This is a genomic window from Pantoea sp. USHLN298, from assembly GCF_037149395.1.
Classification (GTDB): Bacteria; Pseudomonadota; Gammaproteobacteria; order Enterobacterales; family Enterobacteriaceae; genus Pantoea; species Pantoea astica.
Genome location: NZ_JBBCRO010000003.1, coordinates 227858 through 247643 on the forward strand (window position 1 = coordinate 227858; position 19786 = coordinate 247643).

Below are 19786 nucleotides of genomic sequence, written 5' to 3' on the forward strand. Positions count from 1 at the left end.
TTGGCAACTTACTTTCTGCGCAGGCTGTTGCTGATTATTCCCACGCTGTGGGCGATCATCACCCTTAACTTTTTTATTGTGCAGATTGCGCCAGGCGGTCCGGTGGATCAGGCGCTGGCCAATATTCAGTTTGGTCAGACTACAGGGCTGGCGAGCGGCGGTGCCGACAGCGCGGCGTCCCGCGCCAGCCTGAATGCACTGAATCCCGCTGATAACCAGTATCGCGGCGCGCGCGGTCTGGACCCGGAGGTGATTGCCGAGATTAAGCAGCGCTACGGCTTTGATAAGCCGATCTGGCAGCGCTATGGCGAGATGTTGGGGAACTATGCCCGTTTTGACTTCGGCGACAGCCTGTTTCGCAGCGCCTCGGTGCTTCAGCTGGTTAAAGAGAGTTTGCCGGTCTCGATCAGCCTCGGCCTGTGGAGCACGCTGATTATCTATCTGGTGTCGATTCCACTGGGCATTCGCAAGGCGGTGCGCAATGGCAGCGCCTTTGATATCTGGAGCAGCACCTTCATCATTATTGGCTACTCCATTCCGGCTTTTCTGTTTGGCATCATGCTGATCGTGCTGTTTGCCGGCGGCAGCTATCTCGACTGGTTTCCACTGCGCGGTCTCACCTCACCGCAGCATGACAGCCTGCCCTGGTACGGCCAGGTACTCGATTACTTCTGGCACATCGCGCTGCCGGTACTGGCCACGGTGATTGGCGGCTTTGCCACTCTGACCATGCTGACGAAGAATGCCTTTCTGGATGAGATCCGTAAACTCTACGTGGTCACCGCCCGCGCCAAAGGCGTGCCGGAGCGCCGCATTCTCTACCATCATGTGTTTCGCAATGCGATGCTGCTGGTAATCGCCAGCTTCCCCGCCACCTTTATCAGCATGTTCTTCACCAGTTCGGTACTGATTGAGGTGATATTTTCACTTAACGGACTGGGATTGCTGGGCTACGATGCCACGCTGCAACGCGACTATCCGGTGATGTTCGGTACGCTCTATATTTTTACCCTGATCGGCCTGCTGATGAATATTCTCAGTGACTTAACTTATACGCTGGTCGATCCCCGCATTGATTTCGAGGGCCGCTGATGCGCTTGTCTCCCCTGAATCAGCAGCGCTGGCAGCGCTTTCGTCATAACCGACGCGGCTACTGGTCGCTGTGGATTTTCCTGGTGATTTTCCTGCTGTCGCTGGGCGCCGAACTGATCGCCAATGACAAGCCGCTGCTGGTGCATTACCAGCAGCGCTGGTATTTCCCGTTGCTGGTGGATTACAGCGAGACCGATTATGGCGGGGTGCTGCCAACCACCGCCGACTATCAGGACCCCTGGCTGCGGCAGCGCATCGATCAGCAGGGCTGGGCGATTTGGGCACCGATCCGCTTCAGCGACAGCACCATCAATTTTGCTACGCAGGTGCCCTTCCCTTCACCGCCGTCGGCGCAGAACTGGCTCGGCACCGACGCGACCGGCGGTGACGTAATGGCTCGCCTGCTGTACGGCACGCGCATTTCACTGCTGTTTGGCCTGCTGCTGACGCTGTTTTCCAGCGTGATCGGCATGGTGGTCGGCGCGGTACAGGGCTATTTCGGCGGCAGAGTGGATCTGATCGGACAACGACTGATTGAAGTCTGGTCCGGTATGCCCTCGCTGTTTCTGCTGATTTTGCTCTCCAGCGTGATTCAGCCCGGTTTCTGGTGGCTGCTGCTGGTCACGGTAACCTTTGGCTGGATGAGCCTGGTCAGCGTGGTACGGGCCGAGTTTCTGCGCACCCGAAACTTCGACTACATTCGCGCGGCCCAGGCGCTGGGGGTCAGTGACAGCCGGATTATGCTGCGCCACATGCTGCCAAATGCGATGGTGGCTACCCTGACTTTCCTGCCGTTTATCCTGTGTGGATCGATTACCACGCTGACCTCGCTCGATTTCCTCGGATTCGGTTTGCCGCTGGGTTCGCCGTCGCTGGGAGAGCTGCTGCTGCAGGGTAAAAATAATCTGCAGGCGCCCTGGCTGGGCCTGGCGGGCTTTTTCTCACTGGCGATCCTGCTGTCGCTACTGATTTTTATCGGCGAAGCGGTACGTGACGCCTTCGATCCGGGTAAAGGAGTCTGAATGGCTGCGCCACTGCTTGCTATCAACCATCTTTCTGTCGCCTTTCGTCAGGGCGAGCAGCTGCATCAGGTGGTTGATGAGGTTTCACTACGCGTCGAAGCCGGCGAAACCCTGGCGCTGGTCGGCGAGTCCGGTTCCGGCAAAAGCGTGACTGCCCTGTCGGTGATGCGGCTGCTGCATCCCTCGACGGTGGCGTATCCGGGCGGTGAGATTCTGTTTAACGGTGAGGATCTGTTGCGTGCCAGCGAGCAGCGGCTGCGCGGCATTCGCGGCGACCAGATCGCGATGATCTTTCAGGAGCCGATGGTGTCGCTGAATCCGTTGCATAACGTGGAGAAGCAGCTGTATGAAGTGCTGTCGCTGCATCGCGGATTACGACCTGCGGCGGCGCGCGGTGAAATTCTTGGCGTGCTGGAGCGGGTCGGGATTCGCCAGCCGGCCAGCCGGCTAAACGATTTCCCGCATCAGCTTTCCGGTGGTGAACGACAGCGGGTGATGATCGCCATGGCGTTGCTCACCCGGCCTGCATTACTGATTGCTGATGAACCGACCACCGCGCTGGATGTGACGGTACAGGCACAGATTCTGCGGCTGCTGCGCGAGCTGCAACGTGAATTTAATATGGGGATGCTGTTTATCACCCATAACCTGAATATTGTGCGTCAGCTGGCCGATACCGTCAGCGTGATGCGTCAGGGAAAGGTGGTTGAGCAGAATCGCTGTCAGACGCTGCTGAGCCAGCCGCAACATCCTTATACTCAGCAACTGCTGGCGGCCGAGCCGGAAGGGAAACCGCTGCCGCTGCCCGCCGACGCGCCGGAAATTCTGCGGGTCGATCAACTTCAGGTCAGCTTCCCGCTGCGCCGCGGTCTGTTCCGCCGCCGGGTGGGCGAAAAACGGGCGCTTTCAGCACTGAGTTTTACGCTGCGGCGCGGCGAAAGCCTCGGGCTGGTAGGCGAATCCGGCTCAGGAAAAAGCACTACCGGGCTGGCGCTGCTGCGGCTGATTGAGGCCGGTGGCGAGGTCTGGTTCGACGGCCAGCCGCTGCATCAGCTGTCTCGGCGGCAACTGCTGCCACTGCGCCAGCGGATTCAGGTGGTGTTTCAGGACCCGAACTCTTCGCTTAATCCGCGCATGACGGTTCAACAGATTATTGCCGAAGGGCTGGCGGTGCATCAGCCTGAGCTCAGCGCCCAACAGCAGGAACAGCGGGTTAAGGCCGTGATGGCAGAGGTCGGGCTGGAGGCTGAAAGCCGCCATCGCTATCCGGCTGAATTTTCCGGCGGTCAGCGGCAACGTATCGCGATTGCGCGTGCGCTGATCCTCGAACCGGAGATGCTGGTGCTGGATGAACCCACCTCGTCACTGGATCGCACGGTACAAAAACAGATTCTGACGCTGTTACGCCGGTTGCAGCAGCAGCGCCAGCTGAGCTATCTGTTTATCAGTCACGATCTTGAGGTGGTGCGCGCGCTGTGCCATCAGCTTATTGTGCTGCGTCAGGGAGAGGTGGTGGAACAGGGGGAATGTGAGACGCTGTTTGCGTCGCCGGCTGCGGAATATACGCGCGAGCTGCTGCGCTCAGCGCAACTCAACCCGCGATAAAGGTTTCGGCAATCGCCACGCCCTGATTTTTCAGGCAGCAGTTAGTCGCGCTCTCGTCGCTGCGCTGGATAAACAGACAGGGCTGCCCTTCACATTCGGCCACTTTACAATCGACCTGAATGTCAGCCAGCACCTCTTTGAGCTGCTGCAGGATCTCCCACGCCGGAATACCGTCATGGCTGATCAGACGCAGCGCGATAAAATCCTGATCGTCCAGCGTGCCGTCATCTGCTTCGATGGCACTATGATGATCGCTGGCCCAGCGAAAACGCTGTGGCAAGCGATGCACAATCGAAAGTTGCAGCATAGTTATCAATGTCCCCAAGAGAAATTTACTTCGCCATCCACGCCAGTGACGCCTGACCCGATGCCGGGTACCGTCAGAAACGGGACGTCAAGGCCCGCCTTCTCAATTCACACCAAAGCGGATCGCTGAATTTATTTTTTTGCGAGTGGTATCGCAGTTCAGGCTATATGTACCGCGTTCGGCAGCACTTAACAATCATTTTAGACGCAATATGGTTACTTTATTAGCTAAATATTTTCACATTATAGAAACAAAGTGACGTAACCGATCGGACCGCCCGGCGTAACCGTAGCGGCCTGATCGACTAAGCCCGCTTAACGCGAGGCGGATCGAGGACGGGAAGCGTAGAAAAAAAGCAGCAGAGAGAGCGTCGCGCACAATGCGATGGTGCCGACCATCGGCCAGGCGCTGTTAAAGCTGACCAGCGACAGCAGTGCGCCCACCAGCGCGCCGACGCCAAAGCGCAGCGTGCCGGCCAGCGAAGAGGCGGTGCCCGCCATATGCGGAAATTCGTCGAGGATCACCGCCATTGCATTCGATGAGACCATCGACACGCAGCCAATGAACATCGCCACGCCCATCACCAGCGGCAGAAAACCGAGATCGAGCGCACTGACGATCAGCAGCCAGATTCCCATACAGAACTGAATTAACAGTCCCAGCCGGAACATCGCCACCGGACCAAACCGGCGCACCGCGCGGCTGTTAATCAGGGTTAAGATGAACAGGAACACCACGTTAAGGCCAAAGTAATAGCCAAAATTTTGCGGTGAGACGTGGTTCAGTTCAATGTAGACAAAGGGGCCGGCGTTGAGAAAGGTAAACAGCCCGGCAAACGAGAAGCCGCTCGACAGCATGTAGCTGAACGCGCGCTTGTGCCGGAACAGAATGACAAAATTACCCAGCGTGGTACGCAGATGAAAACGCTGTCGCTGCTCGGGCTTCAGGGTTTCACGAATCTGCGTGGTCACCAGCACGGTGGTGACCACCGCGGCAGCCGAGAGCGCCCAGAAGATGGCGTGCCAGTTCCAGATCAGCAGCAGCCAGCCGCCGATGATCGGTGCCAGCAGCGGCGCAATGGTGGTGATCAGCATCACGAAGGACATCATGCGCGAGAAGTCCTCTTTCGAGTAACTGTCGCGCATCAGGGCATTGATCACCACGCTGGCGGCGGCGGCAGATAAACCATGCAGAAAACGCATGGCGATCAGCTGATCGATACTCTGCGACAGCGCACAGGCCGCCGCGGCGACGGCGAAAATCAGGGTACCCAGCGCAATCACCGGCTTACGGCCATAGCTGTCGGCCAGCGGTCCGTAAATCAGCTGACCAATGGCAAAACCAAGGATATAAAGATTGAGCGTCATCTGCACGCTACCGGCAGAGACGCCAAATTCACGGGCAATTTGCGGCATTGCCGGCAGATACATGTCAATCGACAGCGGCATCAGCATCGCTAACAGACCGAGGATGACCACCAACCCTATCGGCGAATTCTTTTCCTTGCGCACAGCCTCTCCTGCCCTTGCTGGTTAAAACCGATCGGCCGCTGCGCCTTGCAGCCGGCCTGCACTGTTATTTCGCCTGCAGCTCTTTCGGCACGCCGATGCTGGCGATCTCTTCGGCGGTTAATGGCCGGTATTCACCCGGTTCCAGATCCGCATCCAGCGAAATGTCCCCGATACGCTCGCGATGCAGACCCACCACCCGATTTCCTACCGCAGCAAACATCCGTTTCACCTGGTGATAACGCCCTTCGCTCAGGGTCAGCAGCACTTCCGTCGGCGTAATCACCTCCAGCTGCGCCGGTTTGGTCAGGCTTTTTTCGTTGTGCAGCTGCACACCGGCAGTAAACTGCGCGGCGGTGTCGTCGCTGACCGGTGACTCCAGCATCACCCGATAGGTTTTCTCGCAGTGATGGCGCGGCGAGGTAATACGGTGTGACCACTGACCATCATCCGTCAGCAGCACCAGCCCGGTGGTATCAATGTCGAGACGACCGGCGGCGTGCAGTTTGAATGCCATCGGCTCTTCGATAAAATAGATGATGGTCGGATGATCGGGATCGTCGGTTGAGCAGACGTAACCCTGCGGCTTGTTCAGCATAAAGTAGCGTGGTCCGGTCTGCATTTGCAGCACGTTGCCGTCATATTCGACTTCGTGGTCGGGCAGCAGTTTGAAGGCGGTGTCGCGCACCACTTCACCGTTTACGGTGACACGCTGGCCGCGGATCTCGCGATGGGCGATGGCACGGCTGATTTCCAGTTGCTGAGAGATGAATTTGTCGAGTCGCATGAATTCGTTTTGCCTGTTACTGCGGAGGGAACCTGAAACGGCCTGGTTAACCGTTGAAAATGTGCGGGAAGTATAACGTGATCCGCGCCCGCCTGACAGCGCGTTTACCGCGCTTTCGTGGCATAATTATCCCCAGTTTGTCAAAAGTGATAGCCATGTCTTTTACCTTACGCCCCTATCAACAGGACGCGGTCAATGCCACCGTTGCGCATTTCCGTCGTCATCATCATCCTGCGGTTATTGTGCTGCCGACCGGTGCCGGGAAAAGCCTGGTGATCGCCGAGCTGGCCCGGCTGGCGCGCGGCCGGGTGCTGGTGCTGGCGCACGTCAAAGAGCTGGTGGCGCAGAACCACAGCAAATATCAGGCCTACGGGCTGGAAGCGGATATCTTTGCCGCCGGCCTGCAGCGCAAAGAGAGTCAGCGCAAAGTGGTGTTTGGCAGCGTGCAGTCGGTGGCGCGCAACCTGGACCAGTTCGACAGCGCTTTTTCTCTGGTGATTGTCGATGAGTGCCACCGTATCGGCGATGACAAAGAGAGCCAGTATCAGCAGATTTTCAATCATCTGCGACAACATAACCCGCAGCTGCGGCTGCTCGGCCTGACCGCCACCCCGTTCCGTCTCGGTAAAGGCTGGATTTACCAGTTTCACTACCACGGTATGGTGCGCGGCGATGAAAAAGCGCTGTTCCGTGACTGTATCTATGAACTGCCGCTGCGCTACATGATTAAACATCAGTTTCTGGTGCCGCCGGAGCGGCTCGATATGCCGGTGGTGCAGTATGACTTCAGTCGCCTGACCGCCCAGGCCAACGGCTTATTCAGCGAAGCCGATCTTAACCGCGAACTGAAACAACAGCAGCGCGTGACGCCGCATATCATTCGTCAGATTGTTGAGTTCGCCGAAGATCGGCTGGGCGTGATGATTTTTGCCTCTACGGTCGAGCACGCGCGTGAAATTCTGCAACTGCTGCCCGCTAACAGCGCCCTGGTGTCGGCAGAGACGCCGGCCAAAGAGCGCGATGCGCTGATTGTGGCGTTTAAGGCGCAACAGCTGAAGTTCCTGGTTAACGTGGCGGTACTGACCACCGGTTTTGATGCGCCGCACGTTGATCTGATCGCCATTCTGCGCCCGACGGAATCGGTCAGCCTCTATCAGCAGATTGTCGGCCGCGGCCTGCGGCTGTCGCCGGGCAAAACAGACTGTCTGATCCTGGATTACGCCGGCAACCCGCACGACCTGTTTACGCCGGAAGTGGGCGCGCCCAAAGGTGCCAGTGATAATCAGCCGGTGCAGGTGTTTTGTCCCGCCTGCGGTTTCGCCAATACCTTCTGGGGCAAAGCCACCGCCGATGGCATGGTGATTGAGCATTTTGGCCGTCGCTGCCAGGGCGTACTGGAAGATGACGACGGTGAGCGCGAGCAGTGCGACTTCCGCTTCCGCTTCAAGAGCTGCCCCGACTGCGGCGCAGAAAATGATATTGCCGCCCGGCGCTGTCACCAGTGCGATAAAATTCTGGTCGATCCCGACGACATGCTGAAGGCCGCGCTGAAATTAAAAGATGCGCTGGTGCTGCGCTGCGGCGGTATGACGCTGGAACAGGGGCGCGATGCCAAAGGTGAATGGCTGAAAGCCACCTACTTCGATGAGGAAGGCACCAGCGTCAGTGAACGTTTTCGCCTGCAGACCCCAGCCCAGCGTAAGGCATTTGAACAACTGTTTATGCGTCCGCATCAGCGCGCGCCTGGCGTGCCGCTGGGCTGGCAGACCGCCGCTGATGTGCTGGCGCTGCAGCCGCTGCTGCGTCATCCCGACTTTGTGGTCGCGCGGGCCAAAGGCCAGTTCTGGCAGATCCGCGAAAAGATGTTTGATTATCAGGGCCGCTTCCGTCGCGCCAACGAGCTGCGTTAAGTACGGTGCCGGCGGGTATATCGTTTGCTACCACCAGGCATAACGGCTATACTGCCGCCCGCTTTTGCATGTGCATTAGCGGTATTGAATAACCTGCCTGTTACTGGGTCGCCTGTAGCAGGAATTAAATAAAGAGAGATATTGATGCTCACTATCAATGCAGTAGAACGTAAAGAGCAGGGTAAGGGTGCGAGCCGCCGCCTGCGTACAGCAAACCGTTTCCCGGCCATCATCTACGGTGGTTCTGAAGCGGCTGTTGCCATCGACCTGGATCACGACTCCGTAATGAACCTGCAAGCTAAGCCAGGTTTCTACGACGAAGTGCTGACCCTGTCTGTTGACGGTAAAGAAACCAAAGTGAAAGTTCAGGCTGTTCAGCGTCACCCGTTCAAGCCAAAACTGTTTCACATCGACTTCGTTCGCGCTTAATCGCCGGATAAGTTGAACGTAGAAGGGCCGGTTGCGAAACCGGCCCTTTTATTTTGCCGCCAGATACGGTTAAAGCCGGGCTCAGCCCTGATGCTTGTCAGTTAAAGTTACATTTGCAAAGGCTGTCACGGTCAAACGTGGCAGCTTTTTTTTGGGCGAGTGTGCAGGAGTGCGGGCCTGAGCACCTCTGCTGCTGCCGGGCCGTCCTCGCGCCGCTGCGCGGTACCTTCGGCTTTGACGTCGTGCCGACGAACCGTTCGGGGATCGGCCTTCCCTGGCCGGCCCCGAACTCTCCACGCTTCCCGGCGTGACGTTCTGGCCCAACGTCACGCCTCAGCGCTGCGGATAGCCCTTTCAGCAGCAGAGGCGCTCAGGCCTCTACCATCGTGCCCTTTTTAACAGCACGCACTGAAGCTTCAGAGCAGGCTGGGGCCGATCAGGGGCAGGCAATCCGCAGCGCTGAACGGAATGAGTCTGCCAGGAGAACCCGCAGGACGCGGGCGAAAGGCGGGGCGGCACAGGATGTGCCATCCCCGGCGGTCCGTCAGGCAGACGAATGAAGTGAAGGTACCGCGCAGCGGCGCGAGGACCGCCATCCCCTGAGCGGCACCAGACTGCGTTATCACCTGTCGCTTAACTAACGAGTATTAAGGCTCAGCCCGGCTTTTTTATTTGCTGCTGGTCCGGCGCTGCAGCTGATCGCGCAGGTTCGGCGGCGTCCCTTTGATGGTCAGGGTATCGGTAGCCGGGTCCCAGAAAATGCGCTCGCCGAGCAACATCGCATCAAAGTTCAGCGTCAGTCCCCCGCCGCTGCCGGCAAATTTGGTTAACTGTCGCAGGGTGCTGCGGTCGGCCGGGAAGCTCTCTTCCAGTTCATAGCCCTGTTCCTGGGTAAACGCCTGAAAGGTTTTTTCGCCCAGCGGCGGCAATTCACCCGACAGCTCTTCCAGCGCGATCTCCTCGCCCGCCTGCAGCTGCTCGTTGCAGTAGCTGTAGACCTGCTGACGGTAGTTCTGACGCTCCTGCTTATCGAGATTTGACTCGCTGCAGTAATCATCCACCGCCTGCAACAGACCGCGGTTCTGCGCTTTGGTGTCTAATCCCACTTCCGCACCGAGGAAATCCATAAAGAAGTCAGCCACTTTACGTCCGACGCGGCCGCGCAGGAAAGTCAGGTAACGGGTCGATTCCGGATTAGTTTCCCATTCGGTCAGGTCGATACGCGCCACAATGTCGGCATGATTAATGTCGAGATAGTGGGTACTGCTGATGTCCATCTGCTCATTGACGCGCATGCTCGACTGGCTGTTAAGCACCGCAATCAGCAGATACTCCACGGCCAGGTAGCGATAGTGAACAAACAGCACCACGCCGCCTTCGGCAAACGGATATTTTGCCAGCTCATCGCGCAGGCGACCGGTGGCCGCGCGGCTAAAAGCGAGAAAATCATCGTTGCCCTGGCGACAATTACGCAGCGCCTCCGCCAGTTCACTCTCAGGATTGAACAGGCCATAGGCTTTGCTCTTCGCGCTGTAAACCCGGTGCAGCTCCTCCACCATGGCGTTAACCGTGTTAGTGGCTGGTAACAGCGAATCACGTAGCACCAGTTCAAGCTGGTTTTCATCGCGTTTAATTAACTGATGCAGGGCAATCTGGTCGATATCCAGACTCATGGTAGACTCTCCTTTTAGCACAGGCGCGTATTCAAACACCGCCGGCATCGGCTTTCAACTCCATGCGTAAAGCGAACAGTGCGCTTTCGATAAAATTGCGGAAAAAAGGTCGCTGTTCCGGTAATATATCGCCTTTTGAAATGAGCTTAGATAACGATATGCCACAATCTTCCCGTTACAGTGACGAACGCGTGGAACAACTCCTCGCGGAAATGGCCCAAATCCTGCAAAAGGACAAGGCGCCGACCGATCTCTCCCTGATGGTACTGGGAAATATGGTGACCAACTTAATTAACAGCGATGTCGCCCCTGCGCAACGTCGTTCACTGGCACGATCTTTCGCTGATGCCCTGCAGGCGTCGGTACGTGACGATAACGCCCATTAATTTGCTGATTTGATCTCATAATATGGTAACCAACCGGCAGCGCTACCGCGAAAAAGTCTCCCAGATGATCAGTTGGGGTCACTGGTTTGCTCTGTTTAACATCCTTTTCGCGCTGATTTTAGGCAGTCGCTACCTGTTGGTTGCTGACTGGCCTTCTTCGCTGGCGGGGCGTGTCTACGCCTATAGCAGCTGGGTAGGTCACTTCAGTTTTATCGTCTTTGCCGCCTATCTGCTGATTATCTTCCCGCTGACCTTTGTGGTGATGTCGCAACGGCTGTTGCGGGTGATCTCGGCGGTGGTCGCCACCGCGGGCCTGACGCTGATCATGGTCGACAGCGCGGTGTTCAGCCGCTTCCACCTGCACCTGAACCCGGTGGTGTGGGAGTTGGTGATCAACCCCGATCAGAGTGAGATGGCGCGTGACTGGCAGCTGATGTTTATCAGCGTCCCGCTGATTTTCCTGGTACAGATGCTGTTTGCGACCTGGAGCTGGCAGAAGCTGCGCAGCCTTAATCGTCGTTCATTTGGTAAACCGGTCGCGGCACTGTTTATCAGCGCCTTCTTTGCCAGCCATCTGATGTATATCTGGGCCGATGCCAACTTCTATCGCCCGATCACCATGCAGCGCGCCAACCTGCCGCTCTCCTATCCGATGACTGCCCGGCGCTTTCTGGAACGTCACGGCTTGCTGGATGCGCAGGAATATCAGCGTCGTCTGGTGCAACAAGGCGATCCGGAAGCGTTATCGGTTGAGTATCCGCTGAGTGAGATTACCTTCCGTGACGCCGGTACCCGCAATAACCTGCTGGTACTGACCGTGGATGGTCTGAATAACGCCACGCTGGCGAAAGCGCTGCCTCAGCTGAATCAGTTTGCCAGTGAAAACGTGCGCTTTACCCAGCACTACAGCGCCGGCGATACGCCGGAGAAAGGGCTGTTTGGCCTGTTTTACGGCATCTCGTCCAGCTACATGAACGGGATACTGGCGTCACGTACGCCGTCCGCGCTGCTCGGCGCGCTCAGCACCCAGGGCTATCAGTTTGGCCTGTTCTCGTCGGAAGGATTTAATCCGCCGCTTTATCGCCAGGCGCTGCTGACCGATTACTCGCTGCCCGCCAGCACCAGTCAGCCTAACGCCAGTACCGTTACGCAGTGGCAGAACTGGCTGGACAAACAGAACGGTGCCAGCAATCCGTGGTTCTCATGGGTGGCGCTGAATGGCCCGACCGTCACCGGCGACAACGCCAAAGCGCGCCAGCGCAGCTATCTGCGTCAGGCACCGTCGGTCGATGAACAGATTCACGCGGTGCTGACTACTCTGCAGGCACGCGATCTGCTGAAAAATACCGTGGTGGTGATTACTGCCCAGCGCGGACTGGCACTGAACGGTGATCCTGATAGCGCCGGTAACCGTGAAACCCTGCAGGTGCCGCTGGTGATTCACTGGCCGGATACCCCAGCGCAAACCGTTGATCGTCTTTCCGATCATCAGGATGTGATGGCGACGCTGATGCAACGTCTGCTGCATGTACGCACCAATCCGGTTAACTACTCACAGGGTGAAGATCTGTTTGCCGCGCGCCGTCGCCACGACTGGGTTGCCAGCAGTGAAGAGAACAAGCTGGTGATTACCACGCCACAGGTGACGCTGGTGTTGAACAATAACGGCAGCTATCGCGCCTATGATGCGCAGGGCAAGGCGTTAAAAGATCATAAACCGGAGCTGGCGTTGCTGTTACAGGTGCTGACGGAAGAGAAACGATTTATCGCTAACTGATTAATAATGAGGCAAATAGTCGGCTGGTGTCTTGCATTCATGGCGGGAACCAGTAGACTAATCCTCCAGTGTTCGGCACGTAGCGCAGCCTGGTAGCGCACGGTCATGGGGTGTCCGGGGTCGGAGGTTCAAATCCTCTCGTGCCGACCAAATTCCCTGAAGAAGCAGCCCAAAAGGCTGCTTTTTTTCGTTTCTCAATGCGAATATGCGGTCTTTATCTTTCCGCTGAGATCAGCGCACTGATCTTCAGCTCCAGGCTTTATCCGCGTCCCCTTCCCGCTTTACACCGCATCATCACACGCAACGCTGATTATCCTGATGCTGTGGTTGAAAACAGGCATAGCCTCATTTTTGTCATCAAACGGTCACTTTGCTCGCACTCTGCCTATTCCGATCTATACTGAAGATCGTGTGGGTAACGATAGGAGAGTTCATGACAGCAATCGAAAAAGACGATCCAACCGAAGCACCAGAGTCCGGCGATAAGCAACAAACACCGCCAGACAAGAAGTAACCCACTAAGGCCGCGCCAGACGCGGCCTTTTCTATGGCTGCGCTTTCAGAAAACTTCGCCGTGTCAGCTAACATCTGTCATGCATTCAGCCGGTTACAGGTTGCATCGAAATCCAGTCTGCCTCACAAAATAAGCACAACGCGACGCCAATTCATCAAACTGAAACAAAAATGTCACAGAAATTGCCTACTCTGAACTCCCCTGAAATTGACGGATAATTTTTATGGCGATCAAAGCGAAAAGCCTGAAGGATGCAGAAGCGTTATTGCATTCAGGCATTAGCAAAGTGGAACTGGCGTATGACATTGGCAGCGACGACTTCTTTCGTCTGGCGAGCCACTGGTGCGACCGTGGCGCTCGCATCAGCAAAGGTCACCACCATTTTGTCGTTTCACTGAAAAGTTTTGCTATCCCGCCGAACGATTGATCGCTGCGGACGGCTTGCCCCACCCTTCCCGGCCTGATTTAATGCCTTTTTGGCTTCAGTCAGGCACCGCATGCGCTATCCCGACGTTCCGCTGCCGCCTCCCGCAGGCGGCTTTATCCTTTCTCAACATCTGAGCGACAGCGATCCCTGGCTGGCGGTGAGCCGCTTCAACCCGCAACATTACCGTGATGCACTCGCCACCGCATGGGGCATACCGCTGCCCGACCGACTGACACAGGCGGTGAACACGCGGCGGGCCGAATATCTCGCCAGCCGGCAACTGGCTCGCACAGTAATGGCCCGACTGGGCATTGATGACTTCATTCTGACGAATGCGCCCGACCGCTCGCCTTGCTGGCCCGACGACGTGCAGGCTTCGCTGTCGCACAGCGCCGGTGTGGTGGCGCTGGCAGTGACCCGTCAGCCCGGCTGCTGTATCGGCGTGGATGTTGAGCAGCTGATGTCAGAGGCGACGGCCAATGAAACCGCCGAACTGCTGATGACGTCCCACGAGCAGCAACGGCTGCGCGCACTGCCCATCGGTTTTAATGCGGCGGCTACCCTGCTGTTTTCGCTGAAAGAGTCACTTTATAAAGCGCTGTGGCCACAGCTGCATCAGCCAATGGATTTTCAGCAGGCAGTGCTGGAAACAGTTGATCTCAGCCGTCAGTGCGCGACGTTGCGGCTCACCGATCACTTCAGCGATCGCTTTACCCAGGGCACAACCTTGCAGGCAGAATTTTTATGGCGGGAGGATAGCGTGATAACCCTGCTGACACATCAGGGATAAAAAAACCGGCTAAGCAAAACGGCTTAGCCGGGGTAAACACATGACGACAGAAGAAGTTCCAGGATGGCAGAGAGCAGGCTCTCTGCTGATTTTCAGGATAACCCGTTAGCCGCAGAGGCAGCCAATATGCCTTTTTGCTAAGCTTTGCCAGCCTGCATCAAAGCCCGGTATCGGTGCGTTGTACCGAGTCCAGCGTCGCCTGTTCGCGCTCACTGCCGGTCAGTTCAGTCAGCTGCCCTTCCCGCATCTCCAGCAACCGATCGGCGTGGATAAAGTAGTGATCATCATGGCTGATAGCGAACACCGTTTTGCCAGCCGCCTGCAGCCAGGGCAGCAGTTCACGATAGAAGATACGGCGAAAATGCGGGTCCTGATCTGCCGCCCATTCATCCAGCAGCAGCACATCCCGCTCTTCGGCTACCGCCAGCAGCAGCGCCAGCCGTTTGCTCTGCCCTTTAGAGAGCTGCAGATTCAGCACCTTATTGCCCTCAATCTTCAGCTTGTCCTGCATTTTAAGCCGCTCCAGCCACTGCTGCACCAGCGCCGGATTCGCCGGTATTCCTTCATGACCAATCAGCCGATCAAACAGATGCACATCGGTGAAGACGGCGGAGAAGTGCTGACGCCAGCGATCCAGCCCGTCCGCGTCTATCGGCTGGCCATCCAGCAGCAGCGTGCCAGACTGAGGCTGATAAAGACCGGTCAGCAGCATCGCCAGCGTCGATTTACCGCTGCCGTTGCCGCCAATCAGAAACAGCAGTTCACCGCGGTGCAGCGTCAGGTTAATCGGGCCAACCTTAAAGCCGTTTTCACCGTAATGAAAACAGACATCGCGCAGTTCCAGCGTCTGCCAGCTTGCTTTTGACGGTGAGGCATGGAAATCAGGCTGATAAGGCGCAAGATCAAAGGCATTGAGTTTGCGGAATGCGACCTGCGCACTGAGCAGGGTCGGCAGCGCGCCCACGGCCGACAGCAGCGGCGTGCGAAGAAACAGCAGCGTCAGAGAAAAGGTCGCCGCCACCGCGGTATTGGCCCAGCCCAGGCTGTTGGCCATAAAAAAGACCATGCCGATCGCGCCCAGCGTCATAATGTTGGACCAGTTCACGGCGCTGAGATGATAGGTATCGGCACGCACAATATGATGTCGCCAGGCGGTGGCATCTTCCTGATAGACCGTTTCATAGATCTGACGGGCGCGCTCGCGGTTGAGCTGCAACTCTTTACGCCCATCAATCACCGTCTGGTAGTCACGGTAGAGATGATCTTCAATTTCACGCAGCTTCGCCATGTGCTGATAGACGCGGGAAACCAGCAGCCAGCCACCGATCAGCGTGACGGCCAGCCAGCCGCTGGTCACCAGCAGCATTTTGGGTGACAGCCAGGCCAGATAAAACGCCGAGCCGAGCGTAATGATAATGCCCTGGATCAGCTCCGGCAGACGCACAAAGGCCAGGGTAATGGCACGCACGTCGCTGGTCAGTCCCGCCAGCAGCTGCGCGCTGCCGAGCTGCTCGATGCGCTCCACCCGGGTATCCAGAATACGTTTGATAAATTCACCGCGCATCCGCCAGACAAACTGATGGCCGAGCATGGTCAGCGCCAGCTGGGAAGCCAGCGTCACCGCCATCAGCACCACCAGCTGTAGCAGGAATTGCGGCAGAACCGCATAGGAGCTATTGATCGCAACGATCATTTCGCGGTTGATAAAGGCAATCATGCCAATACCCAACACCGCGCTCAGCAGCGTCAGCGCAATAACCCCGATAAAAGGCCAGCGAAACTGGCGAAAAACAACGCTTAACAACGTCATGCAGGCAATCCAGCAGTCGAAAAACAGCCTGCAGTGTAATGTGATGCAAAATGATAGCAATAGTTATTCGCAACGCTTCGCGGGTCGCGCAGCGGATTAAAAGGCGCGGCGGAACGTCAGGTTATAACGCCAGGCACCGACCAGCGGATGCACGCCTGGCTTGAGCGGCAGGATGCCATGATAACGCAGGCGTGACGGCCCACCCCACACCACGATGTCGCCATGTTCCAGCAGCACCCGTTGCGTGCTGTCGCCGCGTTCAAAACCGCCAAACTGAAACACCGCCGGTAATCCCAGCGAGACCGAAACGATCGGCTGACGCAGATCTTTCTCATCTTTATCCTGATGCAGAGTCAGCTTCGCGCCCGGTTCATAACGATTGAGCAGGCAGGCGTCGGGATGAAAGTCGGGAAACCCTGCTTCACGCGCCGCCGCCTGCGCCAGGTTGCGAAACAGTGGCGGCATCGCCGGCCATTTTTGCCCGTTGAGGTTATCCTGCTGCTGATACTGATATCCGCGCGAATCAACCGACCAGCCAAAATCGCCGCAGTTGGTCATCGCCACCGACATACGATGGCCGCCCGGCGTGATGCGGTGGGCAAACGGGTTCTGGTCGGCAATGGCCAGAATCTGCTGATAGAGTGCTTCTGCCTCATCGCGCGCGCGGCGGCGCAGGATCACCGCGCCGTCAGCCAGCGGTTCCTGCCAGGGTTGCTCTTCGCTAAACAGATCTAACATCAGGGTGCTCCTGTCGACTCAGGTTTACTCAAAAAGGCGGCAAACTGCGGTGACATCCAGCTCACGAAACTCTCGCCTTCTTTACTGATCAGATAGACCGCGAGATGCTGCTGGATCGCCAGCGCTTTGGCTTTTTCACTGCCAAGCACCATCAGGCCGGTATCCCAGCCGTCAGCCTCCAGCGCAGTGGTGGCAATCACCGTGGCCGACACCAGTTTATGCTCAATCGGCCGGCCGGTAACGGGATCGATGACGTGAGAAACGCGTTTGCCGTCCAGTTCATAATAGTTGCGATAGCTGCCAGAGGTACTGATACCGTGTCCCTGCAGATCGACTCGCGCCTGTACCGCATTCTCGCGGTCGGTCGGCTTCTGAATGGCTACCCGCCACGGCTGATGTTGCGCGTTCAGCCCACGGCTCAGTACCGCGCCACCCACCGAAACCAGGTAGTTGTTGATCCCCAGCTGCTCCATCAGGCGAGCCAGATGATCGGTGGCAAAGCCCTCGCCCACCGTTGAAAGGTCAACATACAGGCCCGGCAGATCTTTCTGCAGCCACTGGCCGCCTGCGCCCTGAATGACCCGCAGATGCTGCAGGCCGGTCTGCGCTTTAGCCGCGGCAATTTGCGTCTCATCCGGGATATGGACCGGCTGCTTTGTCGGGCCGAAGCCCCACAGATTGACCAGCGGTCCGACGGTGATATCCATCGCGCCCCCGGTTTTAGCGCCAATGCGTAAGGAAAGCGTGACGATATCCGCCATGTTCTCGCTGACCGGCTGCGGCGTCAGCGCGCGGCTCTGATTGAACCGTGACAGCGCAGAATCGGGTTTCCAGGTGGAAAGTTCAGCGTCATCGCTGTCCAGCTGCTGCTGAATCCGTTGCTGCAACTCCGCTTTGCGCTCGCTGGCGACGTCCGCCAGGCTGACGCGCCATACCGTCCCCATGGTTTTGCCTTCCAGCACCATTGCAGAAGGTGTCGCTGGCTTATCACAGCCCGCTAACAACAGGATGGCAAAAGGTAAAGACAGCAGATTAATCTGATATCGCATCACTCCTCACTTGTAAAAATTTATCTATTCCTGCTACAAAGCATAAATCGCTGGTAAAGAGGTTAAAATAAGGTTGAATACTTTACCCAATGGCGACAGTATCAGTCAGTCATCTACTATGCATCCGCCCGTAACCGGGCGATTTACGTTTAACGGTTAGGTTTAATGAAAGGAGTAGCAGATGATCTATGTGATTCTTGCCATCGCCCTGGGTCTGTTCATCTTCAGCAGCTACAAAGTCTGGCATCAGCGCCGTCATCGTCACATGACGCTGTCGCGGTCGCGCCATTAATCAGCAGCGTTGCACCTTAACGGGGCATTGGCCGCCTTAATCTGCGCGGCAAGTTTACCAGAATGCGCGGCAGGCCCGTGGCTATCAGAGCGGTAAAGCTGGCATGAATTCTGCACTGTTGAATCAGTGTTTATCTCTGAGAGGTGCAGAATGAAAAGGTCACAAAACCTGCAGGCAGCCTGGCATCAGTGGCTGAGCTTTTCAGCCTTTACGCTGGGGGGCGTCGCGTTTGAAGGGGCCCGATTTGGCGTGGTGGTTACACCGGTCGCGACCGTTGCAAAAGCGAAAACGTGGCGAGCAGCAGAAGAGATAAAAGAAAAGGATTGATAACGCAGATGCGCAGCCGTGGCTGCGCATCTGTACAAATCAGAACTGGTAAACCAGACCCAGCGCCACCACGTCGTCGGTGTTGATACCGGCCGCGTCGGTGAACTGGTTGTCATCCAGCAGGTTGATTTGGTAATCCACATAGGTGGACATGTTTTTGTTGAAGTAGTAGGTCGCACCTACATCAATGTATTTCTTCAGGTTCTGTTTGCCCCAGTTCTGCACGTCGGTGCCGCGTGAGGTAACATACGCCAGCGATGGACGCAGACCGAAGTCAAACTGATACTGCGCCACCAGTTCCCAGTTTTCCGCTTTATCAGCGTAACCAAACACTGGGGAATCACTGCTGCCGAAGCGGGTTGCGTTATACGACTTGGTGTACATCGCTGCCAGGTAAACGTTGTTGGCATCATATTTCAGACCGCCGGTGTAGGCTTCAGCTTTGTCGCCACGGCCCAGGATACCCGCCTGGTTGCCGTTCTGATCGTTGGTACGGTCAGACTGGAATGCCGACGCACCAATACCAAAACCAGAACCGAGATCGTAAGTGGTGCTCAGGCCCCAGCCGTCACCGTTCTGACCCAGCACATCGCGACCGTTCGGTGATTCATCACCATTGCCGTTTTTGCCCTGATACTGCACCGCAAAGTTCCAGCCATCGACCAGGCCAAAGAAGTTGCTGTTGCGGTAGGTTGCCATACCGTTGCCGCGCTGGAACATAAAGTTGTCCGCGCCATAGGTATCACCACCGAACTCCGGCAGAACGTCGGTCCATGCGCCGATGTCGTAAGCAACGCCGTAGTTACGACCGTAGTCGAACGAGCCTGCATCACCAAATTTCACACCGGCAAAACCGACGCGCGTATAGCTGTTTTCGGTACCCTGCGACTCTGCATTGTTCAGCGCCGCCTGATACTCCCACTGGCCGTAACCGGTCAGCTGGTCGCTGATTTCGGTTTCGCCTTTAAAACCAAAGCGGACGTAGGACTGATCGCCATCAGAACTATCATTATCGGAGAAGTAGTGCAGGCCATCGACTTTACCGAACAGGTCTAATTTGTTGCCGTCTTTGTTGTAGATTTCAGCTGCGTTTGCCGATCCTGCTGCGACCAGCAACGCAGGGACCAACAGGGAGAGAACGCGACGTTTCATTTTATTACCCTCTGTAATGTGCCTTTATTATTTGCCACTGCTAACTGAATGATTAAAAATTCAGCCGGCAGGCCATTGTTGTTTTATATCGGGCAATAATCCATCACGAAAATGCTACTAAATTTCCAAAAGTGTTTCAGAGTACGAAACAGTTATTTCATAATGTAAGATTTGGGGAACTAATAACCAGC

The 19786-nt window shown here is 56.7% G+C and carries 19 protein-coding genes and 1 tRNA gene; 12 read left to right on the forward strand and 8 right to left on the reverse strand.

What is annotated here, in order from left to right; all coding sequences use genetic code 11:
• From WFK59_RS09040 to yejF, 3 genes are read left to right on the forward strand one after another with little or no spacing between them, the layout of a single operon-like run.
• On the forward strand, positions 1 to 1092 hold the full coding sequence (locus tag WFK59_RS09040) for a microcin C ABC transporter permease YejB (RefSeq protein WP_336755632.1): 1092 nt from the start codon (positions 1 to 3) through the stop codon (positions 1090 to 1092).
• On the forward strand, positions 1092 to 2114 hold the full coding sequence (locus WFK59_RS09045; protein WP_336755633.1) for an ABC transporter permease: 1023 nt from the start codon (positions 1092 to 1094) through the stop codon (positions 2112 to 2114). Before WFK59_RS09040 ends, WFK59_RS09045 begins: the two co-directional genes overlap by 1 nt.
• Positions 2115 to 3719 carry a microcin C ABC transporter ATP-binding protein YejF gene (gene yejF, locus WFK59_RS09050; protein ID WP_336755634.1) on the forward strand — a complete coding sequence of 535 codons (1605 nt, stop codon included), beginning with the start codon at positions 2115 to 2117 and terminating at the stop codon, positions 3717 to 3719.
• Here the strand turns inward: yejF and WFK59_RS09055 are convergent.
• The 3 genes from WFK59_RS09055 to rsuA all read right to left on the reverse strand — a co-directional run bounded on the left by WFK59_RS09055 (position 3706) and on the right by rsuA (position 6321).
• Complete coding sequence (locus WFK59_RS09055; protein ID WP_233987567.1) at positions 3706 to 4026, reverse strand: hypothetical protein; 321 nt, start codon at positions 4024 to 4026, stop codon at positions 3706 to 3708. The genes yejF and WFK59_RS09055 overlap by 14 nt on opposite strands.
• Positions 4027 to 4340: 314 nt before the next feature.
• Complete coding sequence (locus tag WFK59_RS09060; protein WP_336755635.1) at positions 4341 to 5537, reverse strand: Bcr/CflA family multidrug efflux MFS transporter; 1197 nt, start codon at positions 5535 to 5537, stop codon at positions 4341 to 4343.
• A gap of 64 nt (positions 5538 to 5601) precedes the next feature.
• Complete coding sequence (gene rsuA, locus WFK59_RS09065) at positions 5602 to 6321, reverse strand: 16S rRNA pseudouridine(516) synthase RsuA (RefSeq protein WP_233987565.1); 720 nt, start codon at positions 6319 to 6321, stop codon at positions 5602 to 5604.
• Between the two features lie 155 nt (positions 6322 to 6476).
• On the opposite strand from rsuA, the gene WFK59_RS09070 reads away from it, so the two are divergent.
• Together WFK59_RS09070 and rplY are read left to right on the forward strand one after the other, a co-directional pair.
• Positions 6477 to 8231 (forward strand): DEAD/DEAH box helicase, encoded by a 1755-nt coding sequence (locus tag WFK59_RS09070; protein WP_094121673.1) that lies wholly within the window; start codon positions 6477 to 6479, stop codon positions 8229 to 8231.
• 144 nt (positions 8232 to 8375) lie between these two features.
• On the forward strand, positions 8376 to 8660 hold the full coding sequence (rplY, locus tag WFK59_RS09075) for a 50S ribosomal protein L25 (protein WP_013358540.1): 285 nt from the start codon (positions 8376 to 8378) through the stop codon (positions 8658 to 8660).
• 668 nt (positions 8661 to 9328) lie between these two features.
• Here the strand turns inward: rplY and yejK are convergent.
• Positions 9329 to 10333 carry a nucleoid-associated protein YejK gene (gene yejK / locus WFK59_RS09080; protein WP_233987563.1) on the reverse strand — a complete coding sequence of 335 codons (1005 nt, stop codon included), beginning with the start codon at positions 10331 to 10333 and terminating at the stop codon, positions 9329 to 9331.
• A 158-nt stretch (positions 10334 to 10491) separates the two neighbouring features.
• On the opposite strand from yejK, the gene WFK59_RS09085 reads away from it, so the two are divergent.
• The 5 genes from WFK59_RS09085 (at position 10492) to WFK59_RS09105 (ending at position 14227) form a co-directional block, all read left to right on the forward strand.
• On the forward strand, positions 10492 to 10719 hold the full coding sequence (locus tag WFK59_RS09085; protein ID WP_009089108.1) for a YejL family protein: 228 nt from the start codon (positions 10492 to 10494) through the stop codon (positions 10717 to 10719).
• Between the two features lie 22 nt (positions 10720 to 10741).
• A complete protein-coding gene (gene yejM, locus WFK59_RS09090; protein ID WP_233987562.1) occupies positions 10742 to 12496 on the forward strand; it encodes an LPS biosynthesis-modulating metalloenzyme YejM in 1755 nt (584 codons plus the stop codon).
• Between the two features lie 73 nt (positions 12497 to 12569).
• Positions 12570 to 12646, forward strand: a tRNA-Pro gene (locus tag WFK59_RS09095).
• 587 nt (positions 12647 to 13233) lie between these two features.
• On the forward strand, positions 13234 to 13437 hold the full coding sequence (locus WFK59_RS09100; protein ID WP_031377240.1) for a hypothetical protein: 204 nt from the start codon (positions 13234 to 13236) through the stop codon (positions 13435 to 13437).
• Positions 13438 to 13507: 70 nt separating this feature from the next.
• On the forward strand, positions 13508 to 14227 hold the full coding sequence (locus WFK59_RS09105; protein ID WP_233987561.1) for a 4'-phosphopantetheinyl transferase family protein: 720 nt from the start codon (positions 13508 to 13510) through the stop codon (positions 14225 to 14227).
• Between the two features lie 157 nt (positions 14228 to 14384).
• Here the strand turns inward: WFK59_RS09105 and WFK59_RS09110 are convergent, their stop codons facing one another.
• From WFK59_RS09110 to apbE, 3 genes are all read right to left on the reverse strand, one after another.
• A complete protein-coding gene (locus WFK59_RS09110) occupies positions 14385 to 16037 on the reverse strand; it encodes a multidrug ABC transporter permease/ATP-binding protein (protein WP_233987560.1) in 1653 nt (550 codons plus the stop codon).
• Positions 16038 to 16133: 96 nt separating this feature from the next.
• A complete protein-coding gene (alkB, locus tag WFK59_RS09115; RefSeq protein WP_233987559.1) occupies positions 16134 to 16775 on the reverse strand; it encodes a DNA oxidative demethylase AlkB in 642 nt (213 codons plus the stop codon).
• Positions 16775 to 17824: an FAD:protein FMN transferase ApbE gene (gene apbE, locus WFK59_RS09120; protein WP_336755636.1), complete on the reverse strand. Its 1050-nt coding sequence runs from the start codon at positions 17822 to 17824 to the stop codon at positions 16775 to 16777. Before apbE ends, alkB begins: the two co-directional genes overlap by 1 nt.
• A gap of 181 nt (positions 17825 to 18005) precedes the next feature.
• Between apbE and WFK59_RS09125 the strand changes: the two genes are divergently transcribed.
• Positions 18006 to 18116, forward strand: a complete 111-nt coding sequence (locus tag WFK59_RS09125; RefSeq protein WP_233987557.1) for a response regulator — start codon at positions 18006 to 18008, stop codon at positions 18114 to 18116.
• Between the two features lie 150 nt (positions 18117 to 18266).
• Entirely contained in the window at positions 18267 to 18443 is a 177-nt protein-coding gene (locus WFK59_RS09130) for a hypothetical protein (protein WP_336755637.1), read from the forward strand.
• 39 nt (positions 18444 to 18482) lie between these two features.
• Here the strand turns inward: WFK59_RS09130 and ompC are convergent, their stop codons facing one another.
• Positions 18483 to 19595: a porin OmpC gene (gene ompC, locus WFK59_RS09135; RefSeq protein ID WP_233987555.1), complete on the reverse strand. Its 1113-nt coding sequence runs from the start codon at positions 19593 to 19595 to the stop codon at positions 18483 to 18485.
• Positions 19596 to 19786 lie beyond the last annotated feature (191 nt).

Coding starts and splice junctions, on each gene's coding strand:
- WFK59_RS09045 (WP_336755633.1), top strand. CDS start 1,092: ATGCGCTTGTCTCCCCTGAATCAGCAGCGCTGGCAGCGCTTTCGTCAT.
- yejF (WP_336755634.1), top strand. CDS start 2,115: ATGGCTGCGCCACTGCTTGCTATCAACCATCTTTCTGTCGCCTTTCGT.
- WFK59_RS09055 (WP_233987567.1), bottom strand. CDS start 4,026: ATGCTGCAACTTTCGATTGTGCATCGCTTGCCACAGCGTTTTCGCTGG.
- rsuA (WP_233987565.1), bottom strand. CDS start 6,321: ATGCGACTCGACAAATTCATCTCTCAGCAACTGGAAATCAGCCGTGCC.
- WFK59_RS09070 (WP_094121673.1), top strand. CDS start 6,477: ATGTCTTTTACCTTACGCCCCTATCAACAGGACGCGGTCAATGCCACC.
- rplY (WP_013358540.1), top strand. CDS start 8,376: ATGCTCACTATCAATGCAGTAGAACGTAAAGAGCAGGGTAAGGGTGCG.
- yejK (WP_233987563.1), bottom strand. CDS start 10,333: ATGAGTCTGGATATCGACCAGATTGCCCTGCATCAGTTAATTAAACGC.
- WFK59_RS09085 (WP_009089108.1), top strand. CDS start 10,492: ATGCCACAATCTTCCCGTTACAGTGACGAACGCGTGGAACAACTCCTC.
- yejM (WP_233987562.1), top strand. CDS start 10,742: ATGGTAACCAACCGGCAGCGCTACCGCGAAAAAGTCTCCCAGATGATC.
- WFK59_RS09100 (WP_031377240.1), top strand. CDS start 13,234: ATGGCGATCAAAGCGAAAAGCCTGAAGGATGCAGAAGCGTTATTGCAT.
- WFK59_RS09105 (WP_233987561.1), top strand. CDS start 13,508: ATGCGCTATCCCGACGTTCCGCTGCCGCCTCCCGCAGGCGGCTTTATC.
- WFK59_RS09110 (WP_233987560.1), bottom strand. CDS start 16,037: ATGACGTTGTTAAGCGTTGTTTTTCGCCAGTTTCGCTGGCCTTTTATC.
- alkB (WP_233987559.1), bottom strand. CDS start 16,775: ATGTTAGATCTGTTTAGCGAAGAGCAACCCTGGCAGGAACCGCTGGCT.
- apbE (WP_336755636.1), bottom strand. CDS start 17,824: ATGCGATATCAGATTAATCTGCTGTCTTTACCTTTTGCCATCCTGTTG.
- WFK59_RS09125 (WP_233987557.1), top strand. CDS start 18,006: ATGATCTATGTGATTCTTGCCATCGCCCTGGGTCTGTTCATCTTCAGC.
- WFK59_RS09130 (WP_336755637.1), top strand. CDS start 18,267: ATGAAAAGGTCACAAAACCTGCAGGCAGCCTGGCATCAGTGGCTGAGC.
- ompC (WP_233987555.1), bottom strand. CDS start 19,595: ATGAAACGTCGCGTTCTCTCCCTGTTGGTCCCTGCGTTGCTGGTCGCA.